Origin of the sequence: Segnochrobactrum spirostomi (assembly GCF_009600605.1) — a bacterium.
Taxonomy (GTDB): Bacteria; Pseudomonadota; Alphaproteobacteria; order Rhizobiales; family Segnochrobactraceae; genus Segnochrobactrum; species Segnochrobactrum spirostomi.
This window is the reverse complement of the sequence record NZ_VWNA01000001.1, coordinates 2,719,767-2,746,100: the sequence shown is the minus strand read 5'-3', so window position 1 is coordinate 2,746,100 and position 26,334 is coordinate 2,719,767. Positions and strand designations below refer to the sequence as shown.

At 71.5% G+C, this 26,334-nt stretch carries 20 protein-coding genes and 2 pseudogenes; 9 read left to right on the top strand and 13 right to left on the bottom strand.

Going from position 1 to position 26,334, the window contains the following annotated elements; all coding sequences use genetic code 11:
* Window positions 1-2: 2 nt before the first annotated feature.
* A pseudogene (locus tag F0357_RS12355) lies at window positions 3-1,132 on the bottom strand (cobalt-precorrin-5B (C(1))-methyltransferase).
* Between the two features lie 101 nt (window positions 1,133-1,233).
* Here F0357_RS12355 and cobA point away from each other — a divergent pair.
* Together cobA and F0357_RS12345 are read left to right on the top strand one after the other, a co-directional pair.
* Window positions 1,234-2,040: a uroporphyrinogen-III C-methyltransferase gene (gene cobA, locus F0357_RS12350; protein ID WP_312861562.1), complete on the top strand. Its 807-nt coding sequence runs from the start codon at window positions 1,234-1,236 to the stop codon at window positions 2,038-2,040.
* Window positions 2,037-3,505 (top strand): annotated as a pseudogene (locus F0357_RS12345) (cobyrinic acid a,c-diamide synthase CobB). The gene cobA and the pseudogene F0357_RS12345 overlap by 4 nt, the downstream one beginning before the upstream one ends.
* A gap of 65 nt (window positions 3,506-3,570) precedes the next feature.
* On the opposite strand, the gene F0357_RS12340 reads toward F0357_RS12345, so the two are convergent.
* The 5 genes from F0357_RS12340 to F0357_RS24130 form a co-directional block, all read right to left on the bottom strand.
* Window positions 3,571-4,578, bottom strand: coding sequence for an adenosine kinase (locus F0357_RS12340; protein WP_153481944.1), 1,008 nt, complete (start codon window positions 4,576-4,578; stop codon window positions 3,571-3,573).
* A 104-nt stretch (window positions 4,579-4,682) separates the two neighbouring features.
* Complete coding sequence (locus F0357_RS12335) at window positions 4,683-4,889, bottom strand: DUF1737 domain-containing protein (protein WP_153481941.1); 207 nt, start codon at window positions 4,887-4,889, stop codon at window positions 4,683-4,685.
* A gap of 29 nt (window positions 4,890-4,918) precedes the next feature.
* Entirely contained in the window at window positions 4,919-5,209 is a 291-nt protein-coding gene (locus F0357_RS12330; protein ID WP_153481938.1) for a YciI family protein, read from the bottom strand.
* Between the two features lie 93 nt (window positions 5,210-5,302).
* Window positions 5,303-5,488: a hypothetical protein gene (locus F0357_RS12325; RefSeq protein WP_153481935.1), complete on the bottom strand. Its 186-nt coding sequence runs from the start codon at window positions 5,486-5,488 to the stop codon at window positions 5,303-5,305.
* A complete protein-coding gene (locus tag F0357_RS24130; protein WP_208948309.1) occupies window positions 5,485-6,267 on the bottom strand; it encodes a peptidylprolyl isomerase in 783 nt (260 codons plus the stop codon). The genes F0357_RS12325 and F0357_RS24130 overlap by 4 nt, the downstream gene beginning before the upstream one ends.
* Before the next feature lie 490 nt (window positions 6,268-6,757).
* On the opposite strand from F0357_RS24130, the gene secA reads away from it, so the two are divergent.
* Entirely contained in the window at window positions 6,758-9,538 is a 2,781-nt protein-coding gene (gene secA, locus F0357_RS12315) for a preprotein translocase subunit SecA (RefSeq protein ID WP_153481929.1), read from the top strand.
* A 67-nt stretch (window positions 9,539-9,605) separates the two neighbouring features.
* The gene (locus F0357_RS12310) at window positions 9,606-10,484 is read left to right on the top strand and encodes a lipid kinase (protein ID WP_153481927.1); all 879 of its coding nucleotides are present in this window, start codon (window positions 9,606-9,608) and stop codon (window positions 10,482-10,484) included.
* A gap of 425 nt (window positions 10,485-10,909) precedes the next feature.
* Here F0357_RS12310 and F0357_RS12305 read toward each other — a convergent pair whose 3' ends face one another.
* Both F0357_RS12305 and F0357_RS12300 read right to left on the bottom strand, forming a co-directional pair.
* On the bottom strand, window positions 10,910-13,147 hold the full coding sequence (locus F0357_RS12305) for a hypothetical protein (RefSeq protein ID WP_153481925.1): 2,238 nt from the start codon (window positions 13,145-13,147) through the stop codon (window positions 10,910-10,912).
* Window positions 13,148-13,526: 379 nt separating this feature from the next.
* Window positions 13,527-14,480, bottom strand: a complete 954-nt coding sequence (locus F0357_RS12300; protein ID WP_153481922.1) for an acetyl-CoA carboxylase carboxyltransferase subunit alpha — start codon at window positions 14,478-14,480, stop codon at window positions 13,527-13,529.
* Window positions 14,481-14,700: 220 nt separating this feature from the next.
* Between F0357_RS12300 and F0357_RS12295 the strand changes: the two genes are divergently transcribed.
* Window positions 14,701-15,543: an exodeoxyribonuclease III gene (locus tag F0357_RS12295; protein WP_153481919.1), complete on the top strand. Its 843-nt coding sequence runs from the start codon at window positions 14,701-14,703 to the stop codon at window positions 15,541-15,543.
* Here F0357_RS12295 and F0357_RS12290 read toward each other — a convergent pair.
* Window positions 15,527-16,045, bottom strand: a complete 519-nt coding sequence (locus F0357_RS12290) for a Crp/Fnr family transcriptional regulator (protein WP_153481916.1) — start codon at window positions 16,043-16,045, stop codon at window positions 15,527-15,529. The genes F0357_RS12295 and F0357_RS12290 overlap by 17 nt on opposite strands.
* Window positions 16,042-16,752 (bottom strand): response regulator transcription factor, encoded by a 711-nt coding sequence (locus F0357_RS12285; RefSeq protein WP_153481911.1) that lies wholly within the window; start codon window positions 16,750-16,752, stop codon window positions 16,042-16,044. Before F0357_RS12285 ends, F0357_RS12290 begins: the two co-directional genes overlap by 4 nt.
* 291 nt (window positions 16,753-17,043) lie before the next feature.
* On the opposite strand from F0357_RS12285, the gene F0357_RS12280 reads away from it, so the two are divergent.
* The 3 genes from F0357_RS12280 (at window position 17,044) to F0357_RS12270 (ending at window position 18,955) form a co-directional block, all read left to right on the top strand.
* Window positions 17,044-17,670, top strand: a complete 627-nt coding sequence (locus F0357_RS12280) for a L,D-transpeptidase family protein (protein WP_246161445.1) — start codon at window positions 17,044-17,046, stop codon at window positions 17,668-17,670.
* Between the two features lie 38 nt (window positions 17,671-17,708).
* Window positions 17,709-18,497: a hypothetical protein gene (locus tag F0357_RS12275; RefSeq protein WP_153481907.1), complete on the top strand. Its 789-nt coding sequence runs from the start codon at window positions 17,709-17,711 to the stop codon at window positions 18,495-18,497.
* Between the two features lie 116 nt (window positions 18,498-18,613).
* Window positions 18,614-18,955, top strand: coding sequence for a hypothetical protein (locus tag F0357_RS12270; protein ID WP_153481902.1), 342 nt, complete (start codon window positions 18,614-18,616; stop codon window positions 18,953-18,955).
* Between the two features lie 125 nt (window positions 18,956-19,080).
* Here F0357_RS12270 and F0357_RS12265 read toward each other — a convergent pair whose 3' ends face one another.
* The 3 genes from F0357_RS12265 to F0357_RS25210 all read right to left on the bottom strand — a co-directional run bounded on the left by F0357_RS12265 (window position 19,081) and on the right by F0357_RS25210 (window position 25,519).
* On the bottom strand, window positions 19,081-19,857 hold the full coding sequence (locus F0357_RS12265) for a hypothetical protein (RefSeq protein ID WP_153481899.1): 777 nt from the start codon (window positions 19,855-19,857) through the stop codon (window positions 19,081-19,083).
* Between the two features lie 224 nt (window positions 19,858-20,081).
* Window positions 20,082-21,830 (bottom strand): ABC transporter permease, encoded by a 1,749-nt coding sequence (locus F0357_RS12260; RefSeq protein ID WP_312861561.1) that lies wholly within the window; start codon window positions 21,828-21,830, stop codon window positions 20,082-20,084.
* A gap of 305 nt (window positions 21,831-22,135) precedes the next feature.
* Entirely contained in the window at window positions 22,136-25,519 is a 3,384-nt protein-coding gene (locus F0357_RS25210; protein ID WP_153481895.1) for an ATP-binding protein, read from the bottom strand.
* A 307-nt stretch (window positions 25,520-25,826) separates the two neighbouring features.
* Between F0357_RS25210 and F0357_RS12250 the strand changes: the two genes are divergently transcribed.
* Window positions 25,827-26,306 carry a phasin family protein gene (locus F0357_RS12250; RefSeq protein ID WP_208948308.1) on the top strand — a complete coding sequence of 160 codons (480 nt, stop codon included), beginning with the start codon at window positions 25,827-25,829 and terminating at the stop codon, window positions 26,304-26,306.
* The last annotated feature ends 28 nt before the right edge of the window (window positions 26,307-26,334 follow it).

The window sequence follows — 26,334 nt, the reverse complement described above, 5'->3', positions numbered from 1 at the left end:
GATCAGGCGAACGGGGCGCGGCCGACGAGGCGGCCGGTGCGGTCGAACACGTCCGCCTCGATGCGGATGCCCGTGCCGGCGACGACCGCCCGCGCCGTCGCCGCGGCGTCGCGGGCGACGATGTCGCCGAGCGGCACGCCTTCCGCGGCGGCGAGGCCGAATGCTTCGAGCGCGGTATTGGCCCCGGCGATGCGGCTGGCGAGCGCCGCCGAGCCGCCCGTCTCCAACGCCCGGCGGCCGAGCGCCGCGAGATCGACCTCGCCCCGCTTCGAATGGAGATCGAGCCGGCCTTCGGCGAGCTTCGCCATCTTGGCGAGGCCGCCGGCGACGATCACCCGGTCGACCGGGTGGACCTTCAGATATTTCAGCATGCCGCCGACGAAGTCGCCCATGTCGATCAAGGCGAGTTCGGGCAGATCGTGGAGCGCGCGCACCGCCGTCTCGGACGTCGCGCCGGTCGCCCCGGCGACGCAATCGAGGCCGGCCGCGCGGGCGACGTCGATGCCGCGGTGGATGGAGTGGATCCAGGCGGCGCAGGAGAACGGCACCACGATCCCCGTCGTGCCGAGAATGGAGAGGCCGCCGAGGATGCCGAGGCGGGCGTTCATGGTCCGCGCCGCGAGGCGTTCGCCGTCCGGAACCGAGATCTCGATAATCGCATCGGGGGGAAGCCCGGTCGCCGCGGCGACCTCGGCGAGCGCCGTGCGCATCATCTCCCGCGGCACGGGGTTGATGGCGGGTTCGCCCGGCGGCAGCGGCAGGCCGGCCAGGGTTACGGTGCCGACGCCCTCGCCGGCGCGGAACACGATGCCGCTGCCGGGGCACCGCGGCGCACCCGGACGCGGATCAGCGCGCCGTGGGTGACGTCGGGATCGTCGCCGGCATCCTTGACCACGGCGGCGACGGCCGTGTCGCCCTCGATGCGGCTTTCGGCGAGCGCGAACGCGGGCCGTTCGCCGCGCGGCAGGGTGATCGTCACCGGATCGGGAAAATCGCCCGTCGCGAGCGCCGTGAAGGCGGCCTTGGCGGCGGCCGTCGCGCACGCGCCGGTGGTCCAGCCGCGCCGCAGCGTCCGGCCGTCCTCCGCGCCCGCGCCGGCCGGGGCGTCGCTCTGTGCCGCTTCCTCGTTCATGCTGCCATGCTTAGCCGAGCGGGCGGCCGCCGTCATGGGGCGGCCCGGCCCGTGGAGACCATCGTGACGACCTTTGCTCCTTCCACCCCGAGGCGTCGCCCGTGAGTGCGGACGCGGCCCTCGCCGCCCTCATCGCCAGCGTGCCGGACTTCGTGCCGGGCTCGGTCTGGCTCGCCGGCGCCGGTCCGGGCGATCCGCGCTTCCTCACCGCCGAGGCGATCGCCGGCCTCGTCCGCGCCGACGTCGTCGTTCACGATGCCCTCGTCTCGGACGGCGTGCTTGCGCTCGCAGGTCCCCAGGCCGTGCTCGAATTCGCCGGCAAGCGCGGCGGCAAGCCCTCGGCCGCGCAGGACGACATCTCGGCCCGCCTCGTCGTGCTCGCCCGCGAGGGCAAGCGGGTGCTTCGCCTCAAGGGCGGCGATCCCTTCGTGTTCGGCCGTGGCGGCGAGGAGGCGGTGGTGCTCGCCCGCGAGGCGATCCCCTACCGGGTGCTGCCGGGCCTCACCGCCGGGCTCGTCGCCCTGTCGAGCGCGAGCATCCCGGCGACCATGCGCGGCACCAACCAGGCCCTGGTGCTCGCCAACGGCCACGGTGGCGCGGGACCCGACGGGCTCGATTGGGCGGCGCTCGCCGCGACCGGCCAGCCGATCGTGCTCTATATGGCGATGGCGACCCTGCGCGAGATCGCCGGCGCGCTCCAGGCCGGCGGCCTCGCGCCGACGACACCGGCCGCCGTCATCGCCTCCGCCGGCACCCCGCAGGAGCGCGCGGTGTTCTCAACGCTCGCGAATGTCAGCCGTGACACGACCCTGGCCGGCATCCTTCCGCCGGCGATCGTCGTGATCGGCCACATCGTGTCGCTGCGCGGGCGTCTCCTGCCGCCGCTCGACGTGGAGCCCTCCCGATGAAAGGCGCGGCGCCCGGCCTCGTCGTCGCCGCGCCGCGGTCGGGCTCGGGCAAGACCACGCTGACGCTCGGCCTCCTCGCCGCCTTCCGCCGCGCCGGGCGGACCGTCGCCTCGGTCAAGGCCGGCCCGGATTATATCGATCCCGCCTTCCATGCCGCCGCGACCGGCCGGCCCGCCTTCAACCTCGACACCTGGGCGATGGGCGGCGACCTCCTCGATTCCATCGCCGCGCAGGCAGGCCGCGAGGCCGATCTCGTCGTCTGCGAGGGGCTGATGGGCCTGTTCGACGGCGTGACCCCGGGCGCCGCCGGCGACGGCTCCACCGCCTCCCTCGCCGCCCGCTTCGGCTGGCCGGTGGTGCTGGTGCTCGACGTCGCGGGGCAATCCCAATCGGCGGGGGCGATCGCCAAGGGGTTCGCCGCCTTCCGGGCGGACGTCGCGATCGCCGGTGTGGTCCTCAACAATGTCGGCAGCCCGCGCCACGCCGATCTCTGCCGGCGCGGCGTCGCGGAAGCCGGCTTGCCCGTGTTCGGCGCGCTGCCGCGGCGGGCCGATCTCGCCGTGCCGGAGCGCCATCTGGGGCTCATCCAGGCCGAGGAGATCGCCGGCCTCGATGCCCGCATCGCGGCCATCGCCGATCATGTCGCGGCCCATGTCGACCTCGACGCGGTTGCGGCCGCGGCGGCATCTCGGCCGCGGGTGTCCCCGGTGGCGCCCTCGGCGCCCGCCGCTGCCCCCTCTCCCCCCGGGGAGAGGGCTGCTGGGGTGAGGGGAAAGTCCCGACGTTCAAAGGAGCCCCCTCGTCCGGCCCTGCGGGCCACCTCCTCCCCGAGGGGGAGAAGGAAGGGGTGGCCCTCCTGCCGGCGCTGGCGATCCGCCCGCCGGCGCAGCGCATCGCGCTCGCCCGCGATGCCGCCTTCTCGTTCGTCTACGGCCACCTGATCGCCGGCTGGCGGGCGGCGGGGGCGGAGATCGTGCCGTTCTCCCCGCTCGCCGACGAGCCGCCGCCCGAAGATTGCGACCTCTGCTGGCTGCCGGGCGGCTATCCCGAACTCCACGCCGGACGCCTCACCGCCGCGACGCGCTTCCGCGACGGCCTGCGCGCCTTCGCCGCGACCCGGCCGGTCCACGGCGAATGCGGCGGCTACATGGTGCTGGGACAGGGGTTGATCGATGCCGGCGGCGCCCGCCACGAAATGGCGGGGCTGTTGGGTCTCGAGACGAGCTTCGCCACGCGCAAGCTCCATCTCGGCTACCGCCGCGCGGTGCTCGCGGCCGACGGCCCGCTCGGGGTGGCGGGCGGCGCGCTGCGCGGCCACGAATTCCATTATGCGAGCGTGGTGGGCACCGGCGGCGACGCGCCGTTCGCCGCCGTGAGCGACGCGAACGGCACCGATCTCGGGCCGGCCGGAACCCGGCGCGGCGCTGTGTCCGGCACCTTCTTCCACATGATCGGGCCGGGCTGAGACGCGGGGGACCCCGCGCCCGGACCCTCGATCAGACTCCGAAGCCGATCAGACGTCTCAGCCGATCAGATTTCGAAGCCGGCCTGACGGGCGAGGTCTGCCAGCGGGCGCTGCGGGCGCGGGCCCATCTGGGCGATGATCTCGGCGGCGCACAGGCCGCCGATCGCGGCGCATTCGGCGAGCGAAAGGTCGCGCGCGAGGCCGAACAGGAAGCCCGAGGCGTAGAGGTCGCCGGCACCGGTCAGATCGACGATCTCGGCGACCGGGGCGGCGGCGACGTGATGGGTCTCACCACGGCTGATCGCGAGCGAGCCGCGCGCACCCAGCGTCACCGCGGCGATCTCGCTGTCCTCGCGCAACGCCGCCACGGCGGCATCGAGATCGGAGGTCTCGTAGAGCGCCTTCAGCTCGTGCTCGTTGGCGAACACGATATCGACCGTCCGGGTGCGCAGAAGGTCGAGGAATTCGGCGCGGTGGCGATCGACGCAGAACGAATCCGAAAGGGTGATCGCGACCTTGCGCTCATTGGCGTGGGCGATCTCGGCGGCGCGGCGGAACGCGTCCTTCGCCGCCGGCGGATCCCACAGATAGCCTTCGAGATAGGTCACCGCCGCCGCCGCGACCGCTTCGGCGTCGGCCTCGACGTCCTGCGGGCGCAGGTCGAGGCAGGCGCCGAGATGCGTGTTCATGGTGCGCTCGCCGTCCGGCGTGACGAGGATCACGCTCACCGCCGTCGGCGCGCCGCCCTCGAGGGGGGCGGTGGCGAAATGGAGGCCCATGCCCTTCAAGTCGTGGGCGTAGGCGCGGCCGAGATCGTCCGCCGCGACCTTGCCGATATAGGCCGAGCGGCCGCCGAGCGAACCGACGCCCGCGGCGGTGTTGCCGGCGCTGCCGCCCGACATGCGCACCACCGAACCGAGCTTGCCGTAGAGCTCCGCGGAGCGCGCCGCATCGACGAGCCGCATTTCGCCCTTGTGCAGGCCCTCGGCCACGAGGAAGTCGTCCTCGACGCGGCCGAGCACGTCCATGATGGCGTTGCCGATGCACAGGGCATCGAAGCGGGCGGTCGTCATGCGGGGGCAGTTCCTATTGGGGAAGATTGAAGCGCGGGGGAGCGATGCCCGAAAGGCGCGGCCGGCGCAAGCGTTCGGCGCCAGCGGCAGGCCTCAGCGCGGGCTCACCACTCGCCGAGCTTGATGTCGTCGTGGAATTCGACGCCCTCGACCTCCTTCACGACCGCCTGGCCGCAGATCACGACCCCGGTGGCGGAATTGAAGGTCAGCGACGGCGCGCCGTGGAGTTCCCAGCCCTTGTTGAGGGCGGCGGAGACGCGCTTGCAGAACGTGGCGTCGTCGGGACCGGTGAGGAAGCGGTAGAGGCGCATGATGGAACGCTCGGCTTGTGCGGGGACGCTCAGCGGCCCACGAGGGCCGACAAGGCGGGAATCGCCCGGGTCGGCGCGAACTCGATGATCTCGGCGGTGGCGACGCCGGACGTGAGGAACGGGTCGGCGTCCACGATCGCGCGCAGCGCCTCGGCGCTCTCGGCCTCGGCGAGAATCACGCCGCCGACGCGGGGCACCCGGCGACCGGACGCCAAGAACACGCCCTTCTCATAATAGTCGTCGAGGAACTCGATGTGGGCCTTGAGGTGCGCGTCGATCTCTTCGATCGGGGCCTGATAGGTGAGCACGACGATGAACATGGCACACGGACCTTGCCTGAGGGTACCGAGGGGGCCGGGATATGAGACGGGCGGCCGCAAGGGCCGCCCGCCATCAGCACGCGTGGTGCAGGATCACTGCGCCGGCTGGGCCGGGGCGGGCGTCGCCGGGGCCGCAGGAGCAGGAGCGGCGCCCGCAGCCGGAGCCGGCTTCGGCTTCGCGGTGTCGTCCAGGATGTCGACCTTGGCGTCCTTGCGCAGGCCGGCGAGCACCGCGGAGAACTTCTCGCGCAGCATCATGTCGCGCAGGCGATCCTTCACCTGGTCGAAGCTCGGGGGGCCTGCTTGCGCTTGTCCTCGAGCTTGATGACGTGCCAGCCGAACTCGGTCTGGATCGGCTCCTTGGTGATCTGGCCGACCTCGAGCGCGAACGCCGCGTCCTCGAACGGCTTCACCATCTGACCGTGGGTGAAGTAGCCGAGATCGCCGCCCTGGGCTCCCGACCCGGTGTCGATCGACTTCTCCTTGGCGATCTTGTCGAAGTCGCCGCCGTTCTGCAGCTCCTTGATGATCGCCTCGGCCTCTTCCTTCTTGGCGACGAGGATGTGCTTGGCGTGCACCTCTTCGGGGCCCTGGAACTTCTTGATCTCGGATTCGTAGCGCGCCTTGAGGTCGGCGTCGGTCACCTGCGGCTGGACGTCGTCGGTGATGTAAGTGTTGCGCAGCGTGCGCAGGCGCAGATAGTCCATCCGCTCCTTGAAATCGGGCTTGTCCTGGATGCCGGCCTTCTCGGCGGCCTGGGAGACCAGCGTCATATCGACCAGGACGTCCATCAGGATGCGGCGCTTCTCGGAGTCCGGCACGCGGGCGAGTTCGGTCGCGAAGTCCTCGGCGACGAAGCCGAGATCGGCCTCGGTGATGGTGGTGCCGTTGACGGTGGCGATCACCGTATCAGGCTTGTTGCCCGGCTTCGCCGGGACGAGCGTCGCCGGGTTCGGCGGGGGAGCCTGATCCTGCGCCGCCGCGATGCCGGTCGCGGACAGGAGAGCGACGAGCGCAAGCGGCGCCACCGCGCCACGGAGATGAGCTTTGAAGGACATTAGGTTTCCGGCTCCAAAGGGCGCGCCGCCGCGCCCGTGACTGCTCGAACTGGCGCTTGGCGCGCCCTTCATGGCTCGGTGGCACGCCGCGGCGCACCGACCGAAGAGATCCCGCCTTCGACGGAAGCGGTAGAGAGGCCTCCGGCCGCGCCCCAGGGACGCCCGATCGCCCCGACGGTCTGCGGTGAGCCGGCTGCGCCGCGCCGTCGATCGGCGGCACGCAGCGGCGGCGCCCGCCCGCCGTCGCGGGCCCCTGGTCGCGGCCGGCGCACTTTGTCGGAAAGCCGCGGCGTTGACAACATCCGACCCCCTTCTTATGTCTCGCCGGGGCCGGCCGCGCGTCGAGAACGTGCAGCGCCGGCCTTGCTGTCGCCGCACGCGCGGTCCATTCCGGCGCTCGAGCCGCGACCGGACCCGATGGACGGTCGCCCGCCGCAACATTTCTCTACCGCGGGCACAGACCTCGCGGTTTCCAAAGGACGATTGGGACATGGTCGGTCTCGGCGCTATCGCCCGGAAGATGTTCGGGTCGTCGAACGATCGCAGGCTGAAGGGCTATCGGGCCCGGGTTGCGGCGATCAACGCTCTCGAACCCGAGCTGAAGGCGCTCTCCGACGATCAGTTGCGGGCCCGCACCGCAGCCTTCCGCGAGCAGATCGCCAACGGCGCCAAGCTCGACGACCTCCTCGTCCCGGCCTTCGCGACGGTGCGCGAGGCGGCGCTGCGTGCCATCGGCCAGCGGCATTTCGACGTGCAGCTCATCGGCGGCATGGTGCTCCACGAGGGCAACATCGCCGAGATGAAGACCGGCGAAGGCAAGACCCTCGTCGCGACCCTCGCGACCTACCTCAACGCCCTGCCCGGCAACGGCGTCCACATCGTCACCGTCAACGACTATCTCGCCCGCCGCGACGCCGAGACGATGGCCCGCATCTACGGCTTCCTCGGCCTGTCGACCGGCGTGATCGTCCACGGCCTCGACGACGAAGAGCGCCGCGCCGCCTACGGCTGCGACATCACCTACGGCACCAACAACGAATACGGCTTCGATTATCTGCGCGACAACATGAAGTACGAGCCCGGCTCGATGGTGCAGCGGGGCCATGCCTACGCCATCGTCGACGAGGTGGACTCGATCCTCATCGACGAGGCGCGCACGCCGCTGATCATCTCCGGCCCGCTCGACGACCGCTCGGACTTCTACAACACCGTCGACGCCTTCATCCCGCGGCTCGTCCGCGAGGATTACGAGCTCGACGAGAAGCAGCGCACCGTTTCCTTCACCGAGGCCGGCAACGAGAAGCTCGAACAGGCGCTGAGCGAGGCGGGTCTCCTCAAGGGCGACTCGCTCTACGACATCGAGAACGTCTCGGTCGTCCACCATCTCCAGCAGGCGCTGCGCGCCCACAAGCTGTTCCAGCGCGACAAGGACTACATCGTCCGCAACGACGAAGTCGTCATCATCGACGAGTTCACCGGCCGCATGATGCCCGGCCGGCGCTATTCGGAAGGCCTGCACCAGGCGCTCGAGGCCAAGGAGCGGGTGACGATCCAGCCCGAGAACCAGACGCTGGCCTCGATCACCTTCCAGAACTATTTCCGCATGTACGGCAAGCTCGCGGGCATGACCGGCACCGCGGCGACCGAGGCGAACGAGTTCCTCGACATCTACAAGCTCGAAGTGGTCGAGATCCCGACCAACGTGCCCGTCAAGCGCATCGACGACGACGACGAGGTCTATCGCAGCGTCGCCGAGAAGAACGCGGCGGTGATCGAGCTCATCCGCGATTGCAAGACGCGCGGCCAGCCGGTGCTGGTGGGCACCACGTCGATCGAGAAGTCCGAGCAGCTCGCCGAGCTCCTGGTGAAGGCCGGCTTCAAGATGCGCGACCTCTCGCAGCCCTTCGACGGCCGCCCGACCCGGCCCGACGAGCAGGTCTTCCAGGTCCTCAACGCCCGCTATCACGAGCAGGAGGCCTACATCATCGCCCAGGCCGGCGTGCCGGGCGCGGTGACGATCGCCACCAACATGGCCGGCCGCGGCACGGACATCCAGCTCGGCGGCAACGCCGACATGCGCATCCGCCGCGAACTCGCCGAGCTCGAGGACGGTCCGGAGAAGGACGCCCAAGCCGCCGAGATCCGCGTCGACATCGCCCGCCTCAAGGAGATGGCGCTCGCCGCCGGCGGCCTCTACGTGATCGGCACCGAGCGCCACGAGAGCCGGCGCATCGACAACCAGTTGCGCGGCCGCTCCGGCCGCCAGGGCGACCCGGGCCATTCGAAGTTCTTCCTGTCGCTGCAGGACGACCTGATGCGCATCTTCGGCTCGGAGCGCATGGACGGCATGTTGCAGCGCCTCGGCCTGAAGGAAGGCGAGGCGATCGTCCATCCCTGGATCAACCGCGCGCTCGAGAAGGCGCAGCAGAAGGTCGAGGCGCGCAACTTCGACATCCGCAAGAACATTCTCAAGTACGACGACGTGATGAACGACCAGCGCAAGGTCGTCTTCGAGCAGCGCATCGAGCTGATGAGCACGGCCGACGTCTCCGAGACCGTCGCCGAGATGCGCCACGAGGTGATCGACGAATTGGTCGGCCGCCACATCCCTGAGCGCGCCTATCCCGAGCAGTGGAACGCGGCCGGGCTGCACGACGACGTGCTGATGTTCCTCAACCAGGACCTCCCGATCGAGGACTGGGCGAAGGAAGAGGGCATCGCCGATCAGGAAGTCCGCGAGCGCCTGAAGAAGGCCGCCGACGAGGCCGCCGCCCGCAAGGTCGGCCAGTACGGCCCGGTGGTGATGCGCCAGATCGAGAAGGCGGTCCTGCTCCAGACCCTCGATCATCTGTGGCGCGAGCATCTCGCGACGCTCGACCACCTGCGCTCGGCGATCCATCTGCGCGGCTACGCCCAGCGCGACCCGCTCAACGAATACAAGAGCGAGGCCTTCACCCTGTTCGAGGCGCTGCTCGGCCACCTGCGCCAGCAGGTCACCGGCCAGCTCGCCCGCATCGAGCTCGTCCAGGCCCAGCCGGACGCCTTCCAATCCGAGGCGCTGCCGGAGATGGAGGCGCACCACGCCGATCCCTTCACCGGGCTCGACGAGCTCGCCGAGGAGGCGGGCGAGGTGAAGATCGCCTACGCCGCGCCGGTCGAGACGGTGCGCGACGCCTCGGACAGCTCGACCTGGGGCCGCGTCGGCCGCAACGAGCCCTGCCCGTGCGGCTCGGGCAAGAAATACAAGCACTGCCACGGCCAGTTCGCCTGACGCGGCGCACCGCCGCGCCCCGGCGCGGGGCGTGGCACACCGCGGCGAACCGGCGGGGAGCGCGAGCATGATTGCGACGCCGAAGCGCGTGCTTCTCCTCGCCAACCCGAAGAGCGGGCGCGCGGCCACCGGCCTGGACGGAGTGCGGACGATCCTCGCCGAGGCGGGGATCGCGGTCACCCACCGCCCGACCGAATCGGCCGACGCGCTCGACGCCGCCATCCGCCGCGAGGCGGAGGCCTATGACGCGGTCGCGCTCGCCGGCGGCGACGGCACCGTGAACGCCGCCGCGGCGGCCCTCAAGGCGACCCGCGTTCCCGTCGCGCTGCTGCCGTTCGGCACCGCCAACGACCTCGCCCGCAGCCTCGCCATCCCGATCGGCGCGCCGGCCGCCCGCCTCCTCTTCGAGGGGCGCACGCGGCGGATCGACCTCGGCCACGTCAACGACCACCTGTTCGTCAACGCCGCGAGCATCGGGCTTCCCGTTTGGGTGGCGCGCCGGCAGACGGCCGAGCTCAAGCGCCGGCTCAAGGTGCTGAGCTATCCGATCGCCGCCGTCCAGGCGCTGCGCGACACCCACCGCTTCCGCGCCACCATCACCGTGGACGGCGTCGCGACGCGGGTGAAGGTCGTCCAGATCACCGTCGGCAACGGGGTCAATTTCGGCGGCGGATTGCGGCTCGGCCGCGACGCGGCGCTCGACGACGGGCTGCTCGACGTGTTCGCGATCGAGGCCGACAGCTTCGGCGACCTCGTCCGCGCCGGCATCGCCATCCGCTTCGGCCGGCAGGACCTCGATCCGCTGACCCACACCTTCCGCGGCCGCACGGTGCGCATCGAGACCCATACGCCCCATGCGGTCAACACCGACGGCGAGGTGACCACCACGACCCCGGCCGACTTCCACGTCGACGCCGGCGTGCTGACGATCTTCGTCCCGCGCTGAGAGAGCCGAGGATGGCGCCGGCGATCGGCGATAGGCCGCGGCCCCTCGCGCCCCGTCGTAATTCCCTTCGCTCCCCGTCGCGATGCCCTCGCTCGGCATCCCGTGCCGACGCTTGTCGTCGGCCCCCGCCCTCCGCCGCCACGCCCATCCTCTCCGTCGTCATTGCCGGCCTTGTGCCGGCAAGCCCGGGGGCGAGCACAGGGTTCCGTGGTCCGCGGGTCGAGCCCGCGGATGACGTGGAGAGGGTGTGGGCTTCCCTGCTCGGAGGGTGGGCATCGCTCGTCTGAGGGGTGGCGGGCTTCCATCCCTCGCTTGGCGCCAGCAGGATGACACCCACGCGATAGCATTGAGCGGCCGAAACGGTCCCTCATCCGGCCCTGAGGGCCCGACTCATTCCTGTCGCGTGAAAGCGACGGCAGAGCCCGTCAGTTGAACATCCCGAAGGCCTGGGAGAACGACGAACTGTCGTTGCGCGCCGAGGTCTGCGACGAGGCGTTGCTGGCGACCGTCGCGGTACCGACGGTGACGGCCGTCTGGGCCGACGCCTGCTGGCCGGTCGGGGTTGCAGGGGTGGTTGTCGAGGCGGGAGTGGCCGCAGGCGTCGTGGTCGTGGTGGCGGCCGGCGCGGGCTCGGCCGGGATCACCTTGCGCTTCGCCGGCTTCGCCGCAACTTCGACCGGAGCCGGCAGCGGGAGCGGCGGCGCCTTGATCGCGGTCGCGGAGACCTCGCTCGGAACCACGGCGGCGGCCGCCGGCGCGGCCTGGGCCTGCTTGTTGCCGCCGAACAGCGAGGTGAACCAGTTGCCGGACTTCGCGGGCGTGCCGGCGGCGGCCTGGAGATCGGTCGGGGCCGCCTGACCCTGATTCGTCACCGACGCCTGAACCGCCTGGGCCTGCCCGGCCGTCTGGCTGTTCGTCACCGTCGCGGCGACCGGCTGAGTGGCGACCGCGGCGGCACCGGAGGAGGCGACGGCGGTCGCCGCGGCCGGCTGCGCCGCGTTCGGCACGAGGCCAGAGGGCTTCGCCGGCTGCTTGGAGCCGCCGAACAGCGAGGCGAACCAGCCCGTCTTCTGCTGCGGCGCGGGCTCGGCCGCAGCGGTCGGCTGCGCCTCGGCAGCCGACGCAGGCTGGGCCGTCACCGCCTGCGCGGCCGGCGTCGTCGAGATCGTGCGCACCGCCGCGGGCGCCGTCGCGACCTCGGTGGCCACCGGCGTGGCGGGGGCGGGCTTCGCGCCGCCGAACAGCGAGGCGAACCAGCCGGTCTTCTGCTCGGTCGCCACCGTCGTCGCGGGGGCCGGATCGGTCGGCTTCGCCGGGGGCAGGATGGTGCCGTCGTCGGCGGTCGCGGCCGAGGCGACGGCGACCGGAGCGGCCACAGCCGGGGTCGCCGGCGTGTGGAGCGGCGTCAGCGCCTGCGAAACCGGCGCGGCGGCGCCCGGGATCGTCGTCGTGGCGGTCTGGGTCGCCGCCGGTGCGCCGGTGGTGGAGACGGTCGCGGCAGGGGCGACGGCGCCCGGCGCCAGCACCGGCGGAGCGACCGGGGAGCCCAGCGCCGCGATGGCGACCGGATCGCCGGCGCGGGCCGCGGCCGTCAAAGCCGCCTTCTGATAGGGGTCGAGGCCGGCGGTGCCGCCGAACATGGTGGTGCGCTTCGGCTTCGAGACGACCGCCACGCGGACGAGCGAGCCGTCGGCACCGCCCGTCACCTTCTTCGGCGTGGTCGCGCTCGCCACCATCAAGCTGTTGAAGAAGCTCGAATCCTTCGCCTTGAGCTGGGCCACGAGCTGCGCCGTCTTGGCGTCGTCACGCCGCTCCTTGGCGGCGAGCGCGCTCGCGACCGAGGGCGAGACGGTGAGCGCCGGGCACTCGCGGGTCGCCACCAGCGGCTCGCCGTTCGCCGCGACCGAATTGAACACGTATTTCTGACCGCAGACGTCCACCTTCGGCGGCACCCGCGTGATCTCGAAGCTATCGTAGCCGACCTTGAGCATGCGCCAGAACGGCATGTTCGGGTCTTTGTAGTGGATCGCCATGTTCTCGGCCGTCATCCGGAACGGATAGGCCTGGAACTGGAACGCGCGCTGGCCGCCGGCGAAGGCATCGCGGGCGAGCGCGAAGATCTGCCCGATCGCCTGGTCGGTCATCGCGTAGCAGCCGCGCGACGAGCACGAGCCGTGCACCATCAGGTCCGTGCCGTAGCGGCCGAGCGAGCGGTCGTAGGCGTTCGGGAACCCGGTGTTGAAGGCGAGATAGTAGCGGGAATTCGGGTTCATCAGCCCGGGCGTGATGTCGTAGAAGCCTTCCGGCGCCTGCCGATCGCCCTGCTTGACCTTCGGCCCGAGCAGGCCGGACCATTTGCACACGTCGTAGGTGACGAGCAGCGCATATTGGCCGGTGCGGGTCTGCTTCCAGACCTCGAGCTTGGACTCTTCCTTGAACAGCCGAATCATGATCGGCGCGTTCTTGTCCATGTCGAGGGTGGCCATCCGCGAGACGAGCTCGGGATCGACCGGCTGCATGTGGCGCTTGGGCCCCGCGGACACGAGCTTCGTGACCGTGCCGCCGCCCTCGTCGGGGGTGCAGGACGCGGTAAACAGCGCGGCCGACACCATCGCGGCACCGGCTGCCAGTTTCAGCGCGTTCCGAAGGCTTGTCTTGACCATCGCGTTCGCCACCACTCCACCGGTCCGGCCGAAGCCACCGGAGCCTTTCGAAGAGACCGGCTTCACTCACCGCACGCCGGCCTCGCCCAGATCCGGGGAGGCCACATCCGGGGACGCCACTCCGCGGGTCGGACGGCCAGGCCGCTCGGCACCGCAGGCTCCCGTGCCATGCTCCGGAACACCCCGGCACACGGCACCACTCGATCAGGTTTTATGACGCAAGGGTTACCGGAGAGTAACGCCTCCCCGCAAGAGGTCGACGCCGCGTGCAGAGTGCCCGATCGACAGGCATTCCGCAACGTCCCCCGCGCCGCAGCCCAAGCTGGCAGCGCCCCACCGATCCGGACCTGTGGGGCGACGCTCGGCCCGGCCGCCCGTGTCAGAGATTGCGGCCGATCGACAGGAATTTCTCACGGCGCAGGCGCCGCACAGTATCGCGGTCGAGACCCGCGAATTCCTTGAGCGCGCGCTCGATCGCATCGCCGACCGCGCCGAAGACGGCGGCAGGAGCGCGATGGGCGCCCCCGAGCGGCTCCGGCACGATGCCGTCGATGACACCGAGCCGCATCAGGTCCTCGGCGGTGATCTTCATGTTGGTCGCGGCGTCCTGGGCGCGGGCCGAATCGCGCCACAGGATCGAGGCGGCGCCTTCGGGCGAGATCACGCTGTAGACGGCGTTCTCGAGCATCAGCACGCGGTTGGCGGTGGCGATCGCGATCGCCCCGCCCGAGCCGCCTTCGCCGATGACGACCGACACGTTGGGCACGCCGAGCGCCAGACACGCCTCGGTCGAGCGGGCGATCGCCTCGGCCTGGCCGCGCTCCTCGGCGTCGATGCCGGGATAGGCGCCGGCGGTGTCGACGAGGGCGATCACCGGCAGTTCGAAGCGATCGGCGAGCTTCATGAGGCGCACCGCCTTGCGGTAACCCTCCGGCCGCGCCATGCCGAAATTGTGCTTGAGCCGCGTCTTGGTGTCGTTGCCCTTTTCCTGGGCGATGACGGCGACGGGGCGGTCGCGGAAGCGGCCGAGGCCGGTGATGATCGCGGCATCCTCGCCGAACAGGCGGTCACCGGCGAGCGGGGTGAACTCGGCGATCAGCTCGCGGATATAATCGACGGCATGGGGACGGTCGGGGTGACGGGCGACCTGGGTCTTCTGCCACGGGGTGAGCCGGGCGTAGATTTCCTGCAGGGCCTGGTTCGCCTTGGTCTCGAGTCGGCCGATCTCGTCGCCGACGTCCACGGCCTCGCCCTGCGCGGCGAGCGCCCTCAGCTCCTGAACCTTGCCCTCGAGGTCGGCGATCGGCTTCTCGAAGTCGAGGTAGCTGGGCATTCGATCGTCAGGCTCCGATGGTTCCTCGCACGCCCACGCGGGGAGGCCGCAGCGGCGCGCGGGGGACTAGAGGCTACCGACGGGGCAGAAAGTCAAGCGCGGCGCACGATCGTGGGCGGAGCGCCGGAGCAGGGTTGTCAGGCCGGCGGGGGTTCCGCACTGTGTCCCGGCGGCCTCCGCCGCTTGTCCTGCCGCCCGCCCCGCCCTGCCGAAAGCGCCCATGACCCCGCTCGATCCCGCCGCTCCGCCGCTTGCGTCCGACCGCCTCGTCGTCGCCACCTGGAACGTCAATTCGATCCGCGCCCGACTCGACCACCTCGAACGCTTCGTGGGCGAGCGGGCCCCGGACGTGGTCTGCCTCCAGGAGACGCGCTGCCCGGACGGCAGCTTTCCGACCGCGGCGGTCAAGGCGCTCGGCTACGAGCACATGACGCTCAACAGCCGCAAGGGCCATCACGGCGTCGCCATCCTGTCGCGCCGCCCCCTCGTCGATGCGGCGCCCGAGCAGATCGCCTCGCTGGAGGAAGCCCGCCAGCAGCGCGCGCGGGTGCCGTTCGCGGGGGCGCTCATCACCATCCACAATCTTTATGTGCCGGCGGGCGGCGACATTCCCGACGCCGAGGTCAATCCGAAGTTCGCCGCCAAGATCGCCTTCCTCGACGCCTTGAAGATCTGGAGCCCACGGGTCGCCGCAGAGGGGCGCGCGATGCTGGTCGGCGACCTCAACGTCGCGCCGCTGCCGGAGGACGTCTGGTCCCACCGCCAGTTGCTCGACGTGGTGAGCCATACGCCGGGCGAGACCGAGCGCCTCCTGCTTGTGCAGCAGGCCGGAGATTGGCACGACGCGGTGCGCGCGGCACGCCCCGTGCCGGAGAAGGTCTTCACCTGGTGGAGCTACCGTTCGCCCGATTGGCAGGCGAGCAACAAGGGCCGCCGCCTCGACCACGCCTGGACGACGCCGGACCTCGCGCCGTTCGTCCGCTCGGTCGAGATCTGCGCCGAGACACGCGGCTGGGAGCGGCCCTCCGACCACGTGCCGATCCTCGTCACCTTCGAGGCGTGATCGGTTCGAGGGGCGGATCGGCCGGCTCGGGGGCGGCGCGGGCGTCGAGATCCTCGACGGCGTCGAGCCGTGCACGGACCTCCGCGGCCTCGCGAACGAAGGCGGCGAGATCGGCGGAGATGGCGGCATGGAGGTGGAGCGCGATCTCGGGAAATTCGCCCAGCATGCGGGCGAACATCGGCAGGCGCACCAGGAACAGCTCAGTGTCGCGGTCGGCCGTCGCCGTGAAGGCGTAGCGGATTTGGGTGACGAGGCTCGCCGGCGTGAGCAGGGTGCCCTCGCCGACGAGGATCGGACCGCGCAGGTCCGCCGCCTCGAGCCGCAGGGCCCCGGCGACGACCACGTAGGTCCCCTCGGACTGGCCGCCCGCCTCGAACAGCACGTCTCCGGCGGCGATCGCGACCCGTTCTCCGCTGAACGCGAGCAGCCGGAGCTGCTCGTCGGTCATGGGGGAAAACAGGTCGACCCTCCTGAGAACCGCGATGTCCGAGGCGAGGCTCATGCCACGGCCGAATCGTCCGTCAGGCGCGGCACCAGCTTGTAGCCGCCGCCTTCGGTCACCAGAAGTTCGGCGCTGGAGGGATCGCGCTCGATCTTCTGGCGGAGCCGATAGATGTGCGTCTCGAGGGTATGGGTCGTGACCCCCGAATTGTAGCCCCACACCTCATGCAGGAGGACGTCGCGGCCGACCGCCTTCTCGCCCGCCCGGTAGAGATATTTGAGGATCGCCGTCTCCTTCTCGGTGAGACGGACCTTGCCGCCCCGCTCGTCGAGCAGGAGCTTCGAACTCGGGCGGAAGGTGTAGCGGCCGATCGCGAAGGTCGCGTCCTCGCTCTGCTCGAACTGGCGCAGATGGGCGCGGATGCGGGCGAGCAGCACGGCGAAGCGGACCGGCTTCACCACGTAATCGTTGGCGCCAGATTCGAGGCCGAGGATGGTGTCGGCCTCGCCGTCCTGGCCGGTCACGACGATGATCGGGGCCTTGAAGCCGTTGCGACGCAAAAGCTTCACCGCCTCGCGGCCGTCGAGGTCGGGCAGTCCGACGTCCATCAGGACGAGGTCGATCGACTGGGCGCGTGCCGCCTGGATCGATTCGGCCGCGGTCTCGGCCTCGACCGAGGCGAATTCGCCCGTGAGCGCGAGCTGCTCGGCAAGCGAAGAACGCAGGTCGGGATCATCGTCGACGATGAGGATCGTGCGGGTGGTCATGACGCAGTGTTCCTCCGGAGCCGGCACGCCGGCGATGGCCGACGCGCCCCCAATGTCGCCGGCAGAGATGGTTCAACGTAGCGGCAGTGCAATGGTATCAAAACGGCGGCGGTTCAATCTCGCGCCGTGCGCACCGACAGCCAACGTTTTTATTGCGAGGAAAGGAAACAGTTTTTGCGCCGCGGTTCAACCAGAACGACCGGCCGCCTTGTGGAGGAGAGCGATTTCGCCGGCATCCCCGGCCTCGATCGCGGTTCTCGCCCGCTTCGCTCCGCTCGGCCGAAATGCCGGATGCTGGTGCTGCGCCGCCGTCCGGGCCGGCCCGCCGAAGGCTTGCTTGCGGTCGGCGATTCGGTTCTTCCCTGCGCCATCGGGCGCTCCGGCATCACCGTGCGCAAGCACGAGGGCGACGGCGCCACGCCGCGGGCGCGGCTCCGCCTGATCGCGGTGCTGTGGCGCGGCGACCGGCTCGCGCGACCGCGGACGGCTCTGCCCGCGCGGGCGATCAGAGCAACCGACGGTTGGTGCGATGCACCGCGTCACGGCCGCTACAACCGCTTCGTCCGCACGCCCTTCGCGCCGAGCCACGAGGATCTCTCGCGCGCCGACGGCCTCTACGACGTCGTCGTCGTGCTCGATTGGAACATTCGACCGCGGATCGACCGTGCCGGCAGCGCCATCTTCCTCCATGTCGCCGGCCGCAAGGCCGAGGAAGGGCGAGGCCCGGAGGCGGGGGCGGCCGGTTCACCGCGACGGCGGGCTGCGTCGCCCTTCCGCGCGCGACCCTCGTCCGCCTCCTCGCCCGGTTGCCACGGCGGGCCGAGATCGTCGTCGCCTGACCCGGTGCGACATCCGCGCCGCCGCGGGCGGCGCCTTCGCCTTGGTAGCGCCGAACTCCGGCATGAGATGATAGACTAAGGTTAATTCGAGCCCGTTCGCCTGGAGCCGCCGTCCCGATGCGCCGAATCTCGTCCGGATCGCCCCTCACGCCCAAACCGCGCGAGCGGAAGGCTCGAGCCCTCGCGTCGGGCTTCGCGCTCGCCGTGCTCTCGCTCGGCTGGCCGGTCGCGGCACAGGCGCAATATGTCGTCATGTATCCGCCCGGCGAGGGACCCTACGGACCGGTCGTCGCCGCGCCGCCGCCGCTCTATCCGATGCCGCCGGCCACAGCGCCGGGAATGATGCAGCGCCCGGCGTCGAGCCCCTTGCCCGGAGTGCGCAACGCGACGCCGAAGGCAATCCCCCAGGTGGACCGGGCCTCCGTCGCCCGCGAGGTCGCCCAGGTCATGGAACGCACCCCGCCGAACACGCGGGTGTCGCTCGCGCTGCCGTCGGGTGCGGTGATGCACATTCGCCCGTCGGAGACCTTCGGCGGCGACGGTGGCACCGGGTGCCGCAATTTCGACTACACCTATGTCGGCGTCGACGGCAGCACGATCGTGGTCAGCGGCCAGCGCTGCCGCCTGCCGGACGGCCGCTGGTTCGCCCGCGCGGCGGATGCGGTGATTTCGCAGACCGGCCCGGGCGGCGTGCCGCTGGCCGGGTCGACCGGAAGCGGCAGCGCCGACATGGCGACCGGCGGGACTACGGTACAGCCCGTCTACGGCGCGACCGACACCGGCACCACGGGCCAGGCGGCCGCCGGAGCCGCGGTGGCGGCCACCACGACCTTGCCGGCCGTCGTGCCGCTGCCACCGCCGCGGCCGGGCCCGCCCTCGTGGCCGCGCCCGAGCCGGGTCCCGTAGTACCCGCTCCGGCGGCGCCGCTCCCGCTGGCCGGAGCCGCCGACGTTCCACCGCCGCCCGCCGTCCCGGCGCCGCCGGCCGTCGCCGCCATTCCGGCTCCGCCGGCCCCCGTTCCGGTGCCGCCGCCGGCCGCACCCGCCACGCCGACGGGCGCCCGCCCGGTCCAGGCGCCCGCCACCGCGGTCGCCGTGGACGTGCCGGCGAGCGATCCGGAGGTGATCGCCCTCCTCCAGAAGCTGCGTTATCTCGACCCGGCCAAGGGCCAGTGGCCGACCCAGGACGCGGTCAAGACGGCGATCGCCGAGTTCGGCGCGGACGAGGGCCTGACCGCCCCGGTCGGCACCGACACGCTCAAGGCGCGCCTCGCCGCCGCCGTCGACCGCCTCGGCAGCCTCGCCCGCTGCCCGGGGGCGAGCGGACGAACAGCGCCCTACGGCGTCTGTGTCGCGGCGAACTGACAGGCGGGCTCATCGGCCCAAAGGCCATTCAAGGAAACGGGCCGGGGAAGCGGCACGGCATGCCGCGCCGTCGCGCACGGGCATGCCGGCCCGTCGCAGCCGGAGGGGGACGCGGGCGAGCGCCCTCAGGGCTTGGTGATGGTCACCTTGGCGGTGCCGTCGATCGCCTTGACCTCGACCGACTTCGCCTTCTCGAGCGGGATCGTGACCGGCTGCGAATCGAGGATGGTATAGACGGTGCCGTCGACGCGCAGGCGGAACGGCCCGGTCGCCGAAACGATCCGCGGACCCGGGCCCAGCGTGGCCGGATCGGCGACGAGCGGTGCCCAATCGCGCCCGGCCTCGACGACCGCGATCGGCGCGGCGCCGCGCGGACCGGCCGCCATGCGCCAGCCGAGCCCGACCGCCACGATGAGCACGATGAGTGCGATGCCGCTCCACAGGAGCAGGCGGCGCCGCGGCCTGCGGCGGTAGACGACGAGACTGCCGTCGCCGCGCTGCGGCACGACGGCGAGAGTGAGCGGCGGCTCGGCGCCCCCGCCGCCACCGGATCCCGGTGCGGTCTCGGGGGTCAAGTCGATGCGCGGTGCTTCCTTGCGTGGTCCGCCGGTTCCGCCGATCCGCGGCTCGAAGCGGTCGCCCGCCCCATCGGCGCGGGTCGCCGGAATGATCACGGCCTCCGCCCGCGGCGGCTCGAAATGCGGCGCGGCGCGCGGCGGCTCGCTCGCCTCGTAGGCATAGGCGTCGGGCACCATGTCGTCGCCGCGGGTCCGCTCGTGGCCGCCGGGGGGCAGGATGCCGGCACCGAAATCGGCCGGCCCGTCGGAATGCAGCGAGGCGGGCGCGGGACGCTCCGGAGACGGCCGATCGGGCACGATCCGCGGCGCACCGGCGGTCGGCATCGCCGAATCGAGGGCGCCGCAATGGGGACAGCGCCTCGTCTCGGTGAAGAGAGGCTCGCCGCACTGCGCGCAGCGGAACGGAGCGGAAGACGAAGCGGCCGATGCGGTCATGTGCGCCCAGTAGGAGGAGCCCATGGCAATATTGCGGTTCCGCGTCCGCCGGGCAAGAAAAAGGGCCGGCGAACCTGACCCGGAGCTTGCACCGCGATCGTCCCCTCGCCGCTTCAGAGGCCGGAGCGATCGCCGCCGTCGGGACCGCGGGTGGCCGCGCCGAAGCCGCGGGCGGCGCTGGTGCGGGCGAGTACGATCACCGGCACGAGACCGACCGCGACGATCAGGAGCGCGGCGATCGCCCCGTCCTCGAATTGCTCGCGGGACGCGGCCGCGAACACGGTGGTCGCGAGCGTCTCGAAATTGAACGGCCTGAGCAGGATCGTCGCCGGCAATTCCTTCATCACCTCGACGAAGACGATGAGGCCCGCGGTCAGGATCGCCGGCTTCAGCAGCGGGGCGAGCACGTCGCGCAAGGTGCCGGTCGCCGTGCGGCCGAGGGTGCGCGCCGCCATGTCGAGATGGGGCGAGAGCTTGGAGAAGCCGGTCTCCACATTGCCGAACGAGACGGCGAGGAAGCGCACCAGATAGGCATAGACGAGGCCGACGCCCGATCCCGCGAGCAGGAGCCCGGTCGAGAGGCCCAGATAATCCCGCGCCGCCCGGGCGATGATACCGTCGAGGCCGGCGAGCGGGATCAGAATGCCGAGGGCGAGCACCGTGCCCGGCACCGCGTAGCCGATGCCGGCGACCGCCGCGACCGGGCGCAGCCAGCGCGCGCGGCTGAGCCGCAGGGCATAGGCGATCGCGGCGCCACCGGCCACCGTGACGAGGCCGGCGACGACCGCGAGCCCGAAGCTCTTGATGCCGGCATCGATCAGAGCCGGATCGGACAGCGTGTCGAGGCGGTAGGAGGCGGCGCGGCCGAGCACCAGCACCGGCAGCACGAAGCCGGCGAGGAACGGCAGCGCGCAGGCGAGCGTCGCGAAGACGGCAGCGATCGGCCCGAGCGGCCGCGCGTGAACGACGCTCATGCGGGTCGTGGTGGCATGGAAGCGCTGGCGGCGGCGGGCGAGGCGCTCGATGGTGACGATGAGGAAGACGACCGCCAGCATCGCGACCGAGATCTGGGCGGCGCCGGCGAGGCTCGAGCGGTTGAGCCAAGTGTCGTAGATCGCGACGGTGAGCGTCTGCACGCCGAGATATTGCACCGCGCCGATATCGTTCAGGCATTCCATCATCGCGAGCGACATGCCGACGACGATCGCCGGCCGCGCCAGCGGCAGCGCGACACGCAGGAAGACACGCAGCGGCTTGGCACCCAGCGTGCGGGCGACCTCGAGCACGCCGGCCGACTGCATCAGGAAGCTCGCCCGCGCCGACAGGTAGACATAGGGGTAGAGCACGAGGCTCAGGACGGCGATGGCGCCGCCCAGGGTCCGCACGTCGGGAAACCAATAATCGCGGCGGGACGTGAAGCCGAAGACGGCCCGCAGCAGCGTCTGCGCCGGGCCGGTATAATCGGCGAGTTCCACGGCGGCGAAGGCGGCGATGTAGGTCGGCACCGCGAGCGGGAGAAGCAGCGCCCAATCGAACAGCGCGCGGCCCGGAAAGCGGTAGGCGGTGACGAGCCAGGCACAGCCGACCCCGATCACGCCCGTGACGAGCCCGACGCCGAGCAGAAGCCAGATCGTGGTGACGACGGCGTTCGGCAGCACGGTCGCGACGAGATGGCTCCAGACGTCGCCGGCGGGCTCGAAGGCGAGCCAGATCACCGCGCCGAGCGGCATCAGGGCGGCGAGGGCGAGGGCGACGACGACGGCGAGCCAGCCCCGGTCGCGGCGATCCGCCGCCATCCCGAGCTCCTGGGGCGCATCCGTCGTTTCGAACACGCTTCCGATCGGTTCCGCACCGACGCTCACGAGGCCCTCCACGGGCACACGCCCACCCGCCCGACCGTGGGCGTCTCGCGAGCGTTAGCGCGCGGAGCTTGCGCGGGTCAATCACGACCTTCGAAAAGGGCAATCATTCCAATATTTTAGAAGAGTTCTAAGCGGAACTTTTCGCGCCACCCTCTCTCCGTCATCCGCGGGCTCGTCCCGCGGACCCAGGGCCCGCGATCACGCCGTCGCCAAAGCCCGAGCCCGCCGCCCCTGGGTTGCCGGCACAAGGCCGGCAATGACGACGGAAAGGGTGTGGGGTTCGCGCGAATGACCCCTGGCCCGCCTTATTCCGCGGCGAGGCGGGCGGCGGGGAAGCGGATCTCGACGAGGGTGCCCTGGTTGGGCGCGGATTCGATCGCGAAGGTGGCGCCGTTCGCTTCCGCCAGCGCCTTGGTGAGCGGCAGGCCGAGGCCGGTGCCCTCGTGGTGGGTCGGGTGCAAACGGCGGAACGGCTCGAGCGCCGCGGGAATGTCGGCCTCCGCCATGCCGATGCCGGTGTCGCGGAAGCGCAGCACGACGCCGCCGCTCTCGTCGCGGGTGGTCGATACGATGACCTGTCCGCCGATCATGTTGAACTTGATGGCGTTCGACAGAAGGTTCAGCACGATCTGCTTGATCGAGCGGGCGTCCGCCAGCACGGCGGGGAGCTGGCTACCGAGGCTGGTGCGCACGATGACCCGCTCGGCGCTCGCCTGCGGCTGCATCAGGGCGACGCAATCGCGCACCGCCTGGTCGAGCGCGACCGGCCGGAGGTCGAGCTCGGCCTTGCCCGCCTCGATCCGCGCGAGATTCAGGAGATCGTTGACGAGGCTCAGAATGTGCCCGCCCGAGGCGTGGATGTCGCCGAGATAATCGCGGTAGCGCGGCGTGCCGATCGGTCCGAGGCGCTCTTCCAGCATCACCTCGGCGAAGCCGAGAATAGCGTTGAGCGGGGTGCGGATCTCGTGGGTGATGCGGGCGAGGAAGTCGGATTTCTGGGCGCTGGCGCGCTCGGCGGCGCGGGCCATGGCCGCCATCGCCGCCTCGCCGCGCTTCCACGGCGTGACGTCGCGCAAGGTGAGGCAGGCGCGGGCACCGACGCCCGCCCCGTAGCGGCCGAAGCCGACCTGGAGCGGGATCTCGTCGCCCTCCGCCGCAAGGCCGACGATCTCGATGTCGCGCCCGGCATTGGTCGGGATCACGCTGTCGATCACCGCGGCGATGCCGGCGCGCAGGGCGCGGTGGCTGTCGGGATCGACGAGGCGCATCAGTGATTCGCCGGCGAGCGCGGCGCGGGAGCGGCCGAACAGACGCTCCGCCGCGCGGTTGAGCGAGACGATGGCGGCGGCGCGGTCCACCACCACGACGGCGTCGGCGATGGCGTCGAACACCTCGGCCGCATCGGACGGTGCCGGGGCGGCGGGCGCCGCGGCCTGGAACTCGCCGCGGCTCTGGAGCGCGACGAGGAGCGCGCGGCCGGCGCCCCACGGCACCGAGTGCATGCGCGCATCGACCTCGACGAGGCGGCCGTCGCCGCGCCGGATCGTCACCGGGCGCTCGCCCTCGGGCTCGGAGCGCTCGGCGAACAGGCCCTCGAGCCCGCCCGCCGCATCGAGGCCGGCGAGATCGGGATAGCCGGCGAGCATCAGCGCGGCGGGATTGGCGTAGATGATCGCCGCGCCGCGGCAGGCGACGAGGCCGAGCGGCAGGCGGTCGAGAATACGGGTGTCGACCTCGACGATCCCGCTGTCGTTGGCGGCGAGGCGTCCCACGGGAGAGATCGCCGGCTCGCCGAGGGGATAGAGCGTCTCCGGCTCGTCGGCCTCCGCCTCGGCCTCCGCATCGTCGCCCTCGAAGCGGGCGCCGAGGGCGGCGGCAATCAGGCGGAAGGCCTCCCATTCCGGGCGCGACAGGGCGGTGCCGGAGGGCTCGGGGGGCGGCGTCGCGAGGCCGGGCATCGGCACGACCTTCGGGCTCGGCCGCTCCGGATCGGGGGCGGCGGGCATCAGGGGGGCCGTGGCCTCGGACACAGCGGCGTCCCCGGCTCCCGCGGACGGCTCGACCGGGTCGGGGAAGACCGCATCCGTTTCGGGGTCGATGAAGACGGGCTCCCCCGCTACCGCATCGGCGGCCGGGATCTCGGCCGAGACGATGTCCACGGGCTCGTCGAGGTCGAACGCCGGCGCGTCGGCCCCGGTGAGATCGAGCGGGCGGCGCGCGAAGACGCCGTGCTCGAACGCCCCGAGCGCGAAGATGCCGGTCTCGAACCCGGCCTCCTCGGCGGCGTCGCTCCAAAGGCCGTCGGTCATAAAGTCGGAATCCGTCGTCGCGGCGGCCTCCGCGGCCTCCTGCGCGCCGGCGTCCTCGCCGGCCTCCGCGTCGCCGGAGAGATGCGCGTCGCGACCCGGCTCGACCCGGAGTTCCGGCTCCGTCTCGCGAACCGGCTGGCGCGGCGGCGCGTCGGGGCTCTGCGGAGCGGCGGCAGGTTCGGTCGCGGCGGGCATCGCGGCCATTGTCGGCTCCATGGCCGATGTCACGACGGATTCCACGGGGACCTCCATCGCAGGCGTTGCCACCGGTGCGGCCGGTGGACGCCTCTCGGCCGCGGGCGACACGGCCGTAGCGGCGGCGCCGGTGAAACGGATGACGCCGAAACCGCGGAAGCCCTTGAAGGCCCCGTCGGCCTCGTAGACGGAGAGGCCGGCGAGATCGATCGGCACCAAGCTGCCGTCCGCACGCGGCCAGCGCACGCTGAAGCCGCTCCAGGTCGCGTGGCTGGCGAAAGCCTCGATCACGGCATCGGCGCCGACGAGACCATACGCGGCGGCGATCTCGGCGAGGGTGCGCCCGCGCAGGGCTTCCGCCGGCACGCCGACGACCTCCGACAGTTCATGGGAGAGGAAGCCGAAGCGGCCGTGGGCGTCGCTCTGCCAGGAGAAACGGCGAGGCCGCATTGCAGGCCGGGCCGGCTCTGCGGCGGCCACGGGCTCGGCGGCGGCGATCGGCTCCGGTTCCGCGACGGTCGCCTCGTCCGGCGTGTCCGCGTCCTCGCCCCGCGTCATCACGAACAAGGTCAGCCCGACGCCCGGCAGATCGAGCGTGACGGGCCGCGCAAAGCCGGCGCGGAAGACCGCGCCGTCGCCACGCACCGCGCGAACCACCGCTTCGAGGCCACCGGCCACCTCGGCGAGGGACTCATCTCCGGCGCTGGCGGCGATGCCATTGCCGGAATCGGCGACGAAGGCGAGCCCGTCGTGAGCGACGAGCCGGCAGACCGCCTCGATCCGGGCCTGTAGCTTCTCGAGCCCCGACGGCACAGGGTCTTCGACGAGGGCGAGAAGGCCGGGCTCGCCGCCCGGCAGGCTGATCGGATCGATCCGGCACATCAGCCAGACGGGGCGAAAATCGAGAAAGACCCTGAGCCGCACCAGCCCCTGGCGCGGCACATAGCGGGCCTGGACATGGTCGGCGAGCGCGGCGCGCACCGCATTCAGCCGCGCCGACGGCGCGGCGTCGAACGGTCGTTCGACGCGGCAGAACCGGGCGGCGGCGGCATTGAGCCAGAGCGTGCGTTCGCCGGTGCGATCGACCACGAGCGCCATCCGCGGGTCGGCGACGAGGTCGCAGACGGCCGGCTGCGCCGACAAGGCGAGATATCCCTGGAGGGTTCCTGCCAGAGGGGTCGTCACAAGAGGGGTCGCTCCCCGGATTGCCACCAATGCGCGGACACGGAACACCGGCGGGGCTCGGCGGCCGGCGACCGCCGTCAAGTCCTTACGGAACTGGACGAACTTTAGTCGCCGCCGGGCCGGCGGTCCACCGCGGGCCGCATCTGACGCGGGATTGATCCGTCTTGTCGTTAACGAGACAATGACGGATGCGAAGATGATCCGTCGCCGCCGCCACGAGCGCCCACACCGGTGGTCCTGTTCGCCGCCGGTTCCGCCCGGCCCCGACCGATCCCCGAATCCGACCCGATCCCGATGGAGTGTCGCGATGACCAAGATTGGCGAATACGAATTTCCCGAGCAGATCCGCACCCTCGCCGTCGAGGGTGTCGAGCAGGCCCGTCAGGCCTTCGACGAACTGATCGGCGTGGCCCGCAAGACGGTCACGTCGGTCGAGGAGCAGTCGCAGAATGCCCGCCAGGGCGCCGCCGCGCTCAGCCGGCAACTGATCGGCGTCGCAGAGGACAACGTCTCGGCGACCTTCGCCTTCGCCCAGAGCCTCGCCCTCGCGGCGAGCGTCGAGGATCTGGTGCGGCTGCACAGCGAGTTTCTGACCGGCCGCGCCCAGGCCTTCAGCGAGCAGGCGCGCAGCCTCGGCGAGGCCGCGGCGGCGGCGGGCGGCGATCTGGTGCGCGCCGGCACCCGCGCCGCCGACACGGCCGCCGACCAAGCGTCGGCGGCCGTGGAGGAAGCCGAAGCGGTGGTCACCGCGGCCGCCGAAGAGGTCCCGCCGGCTTCCGCCGCCTGAGCCATCTTCGCGGCCCTCTCGGGCGAAA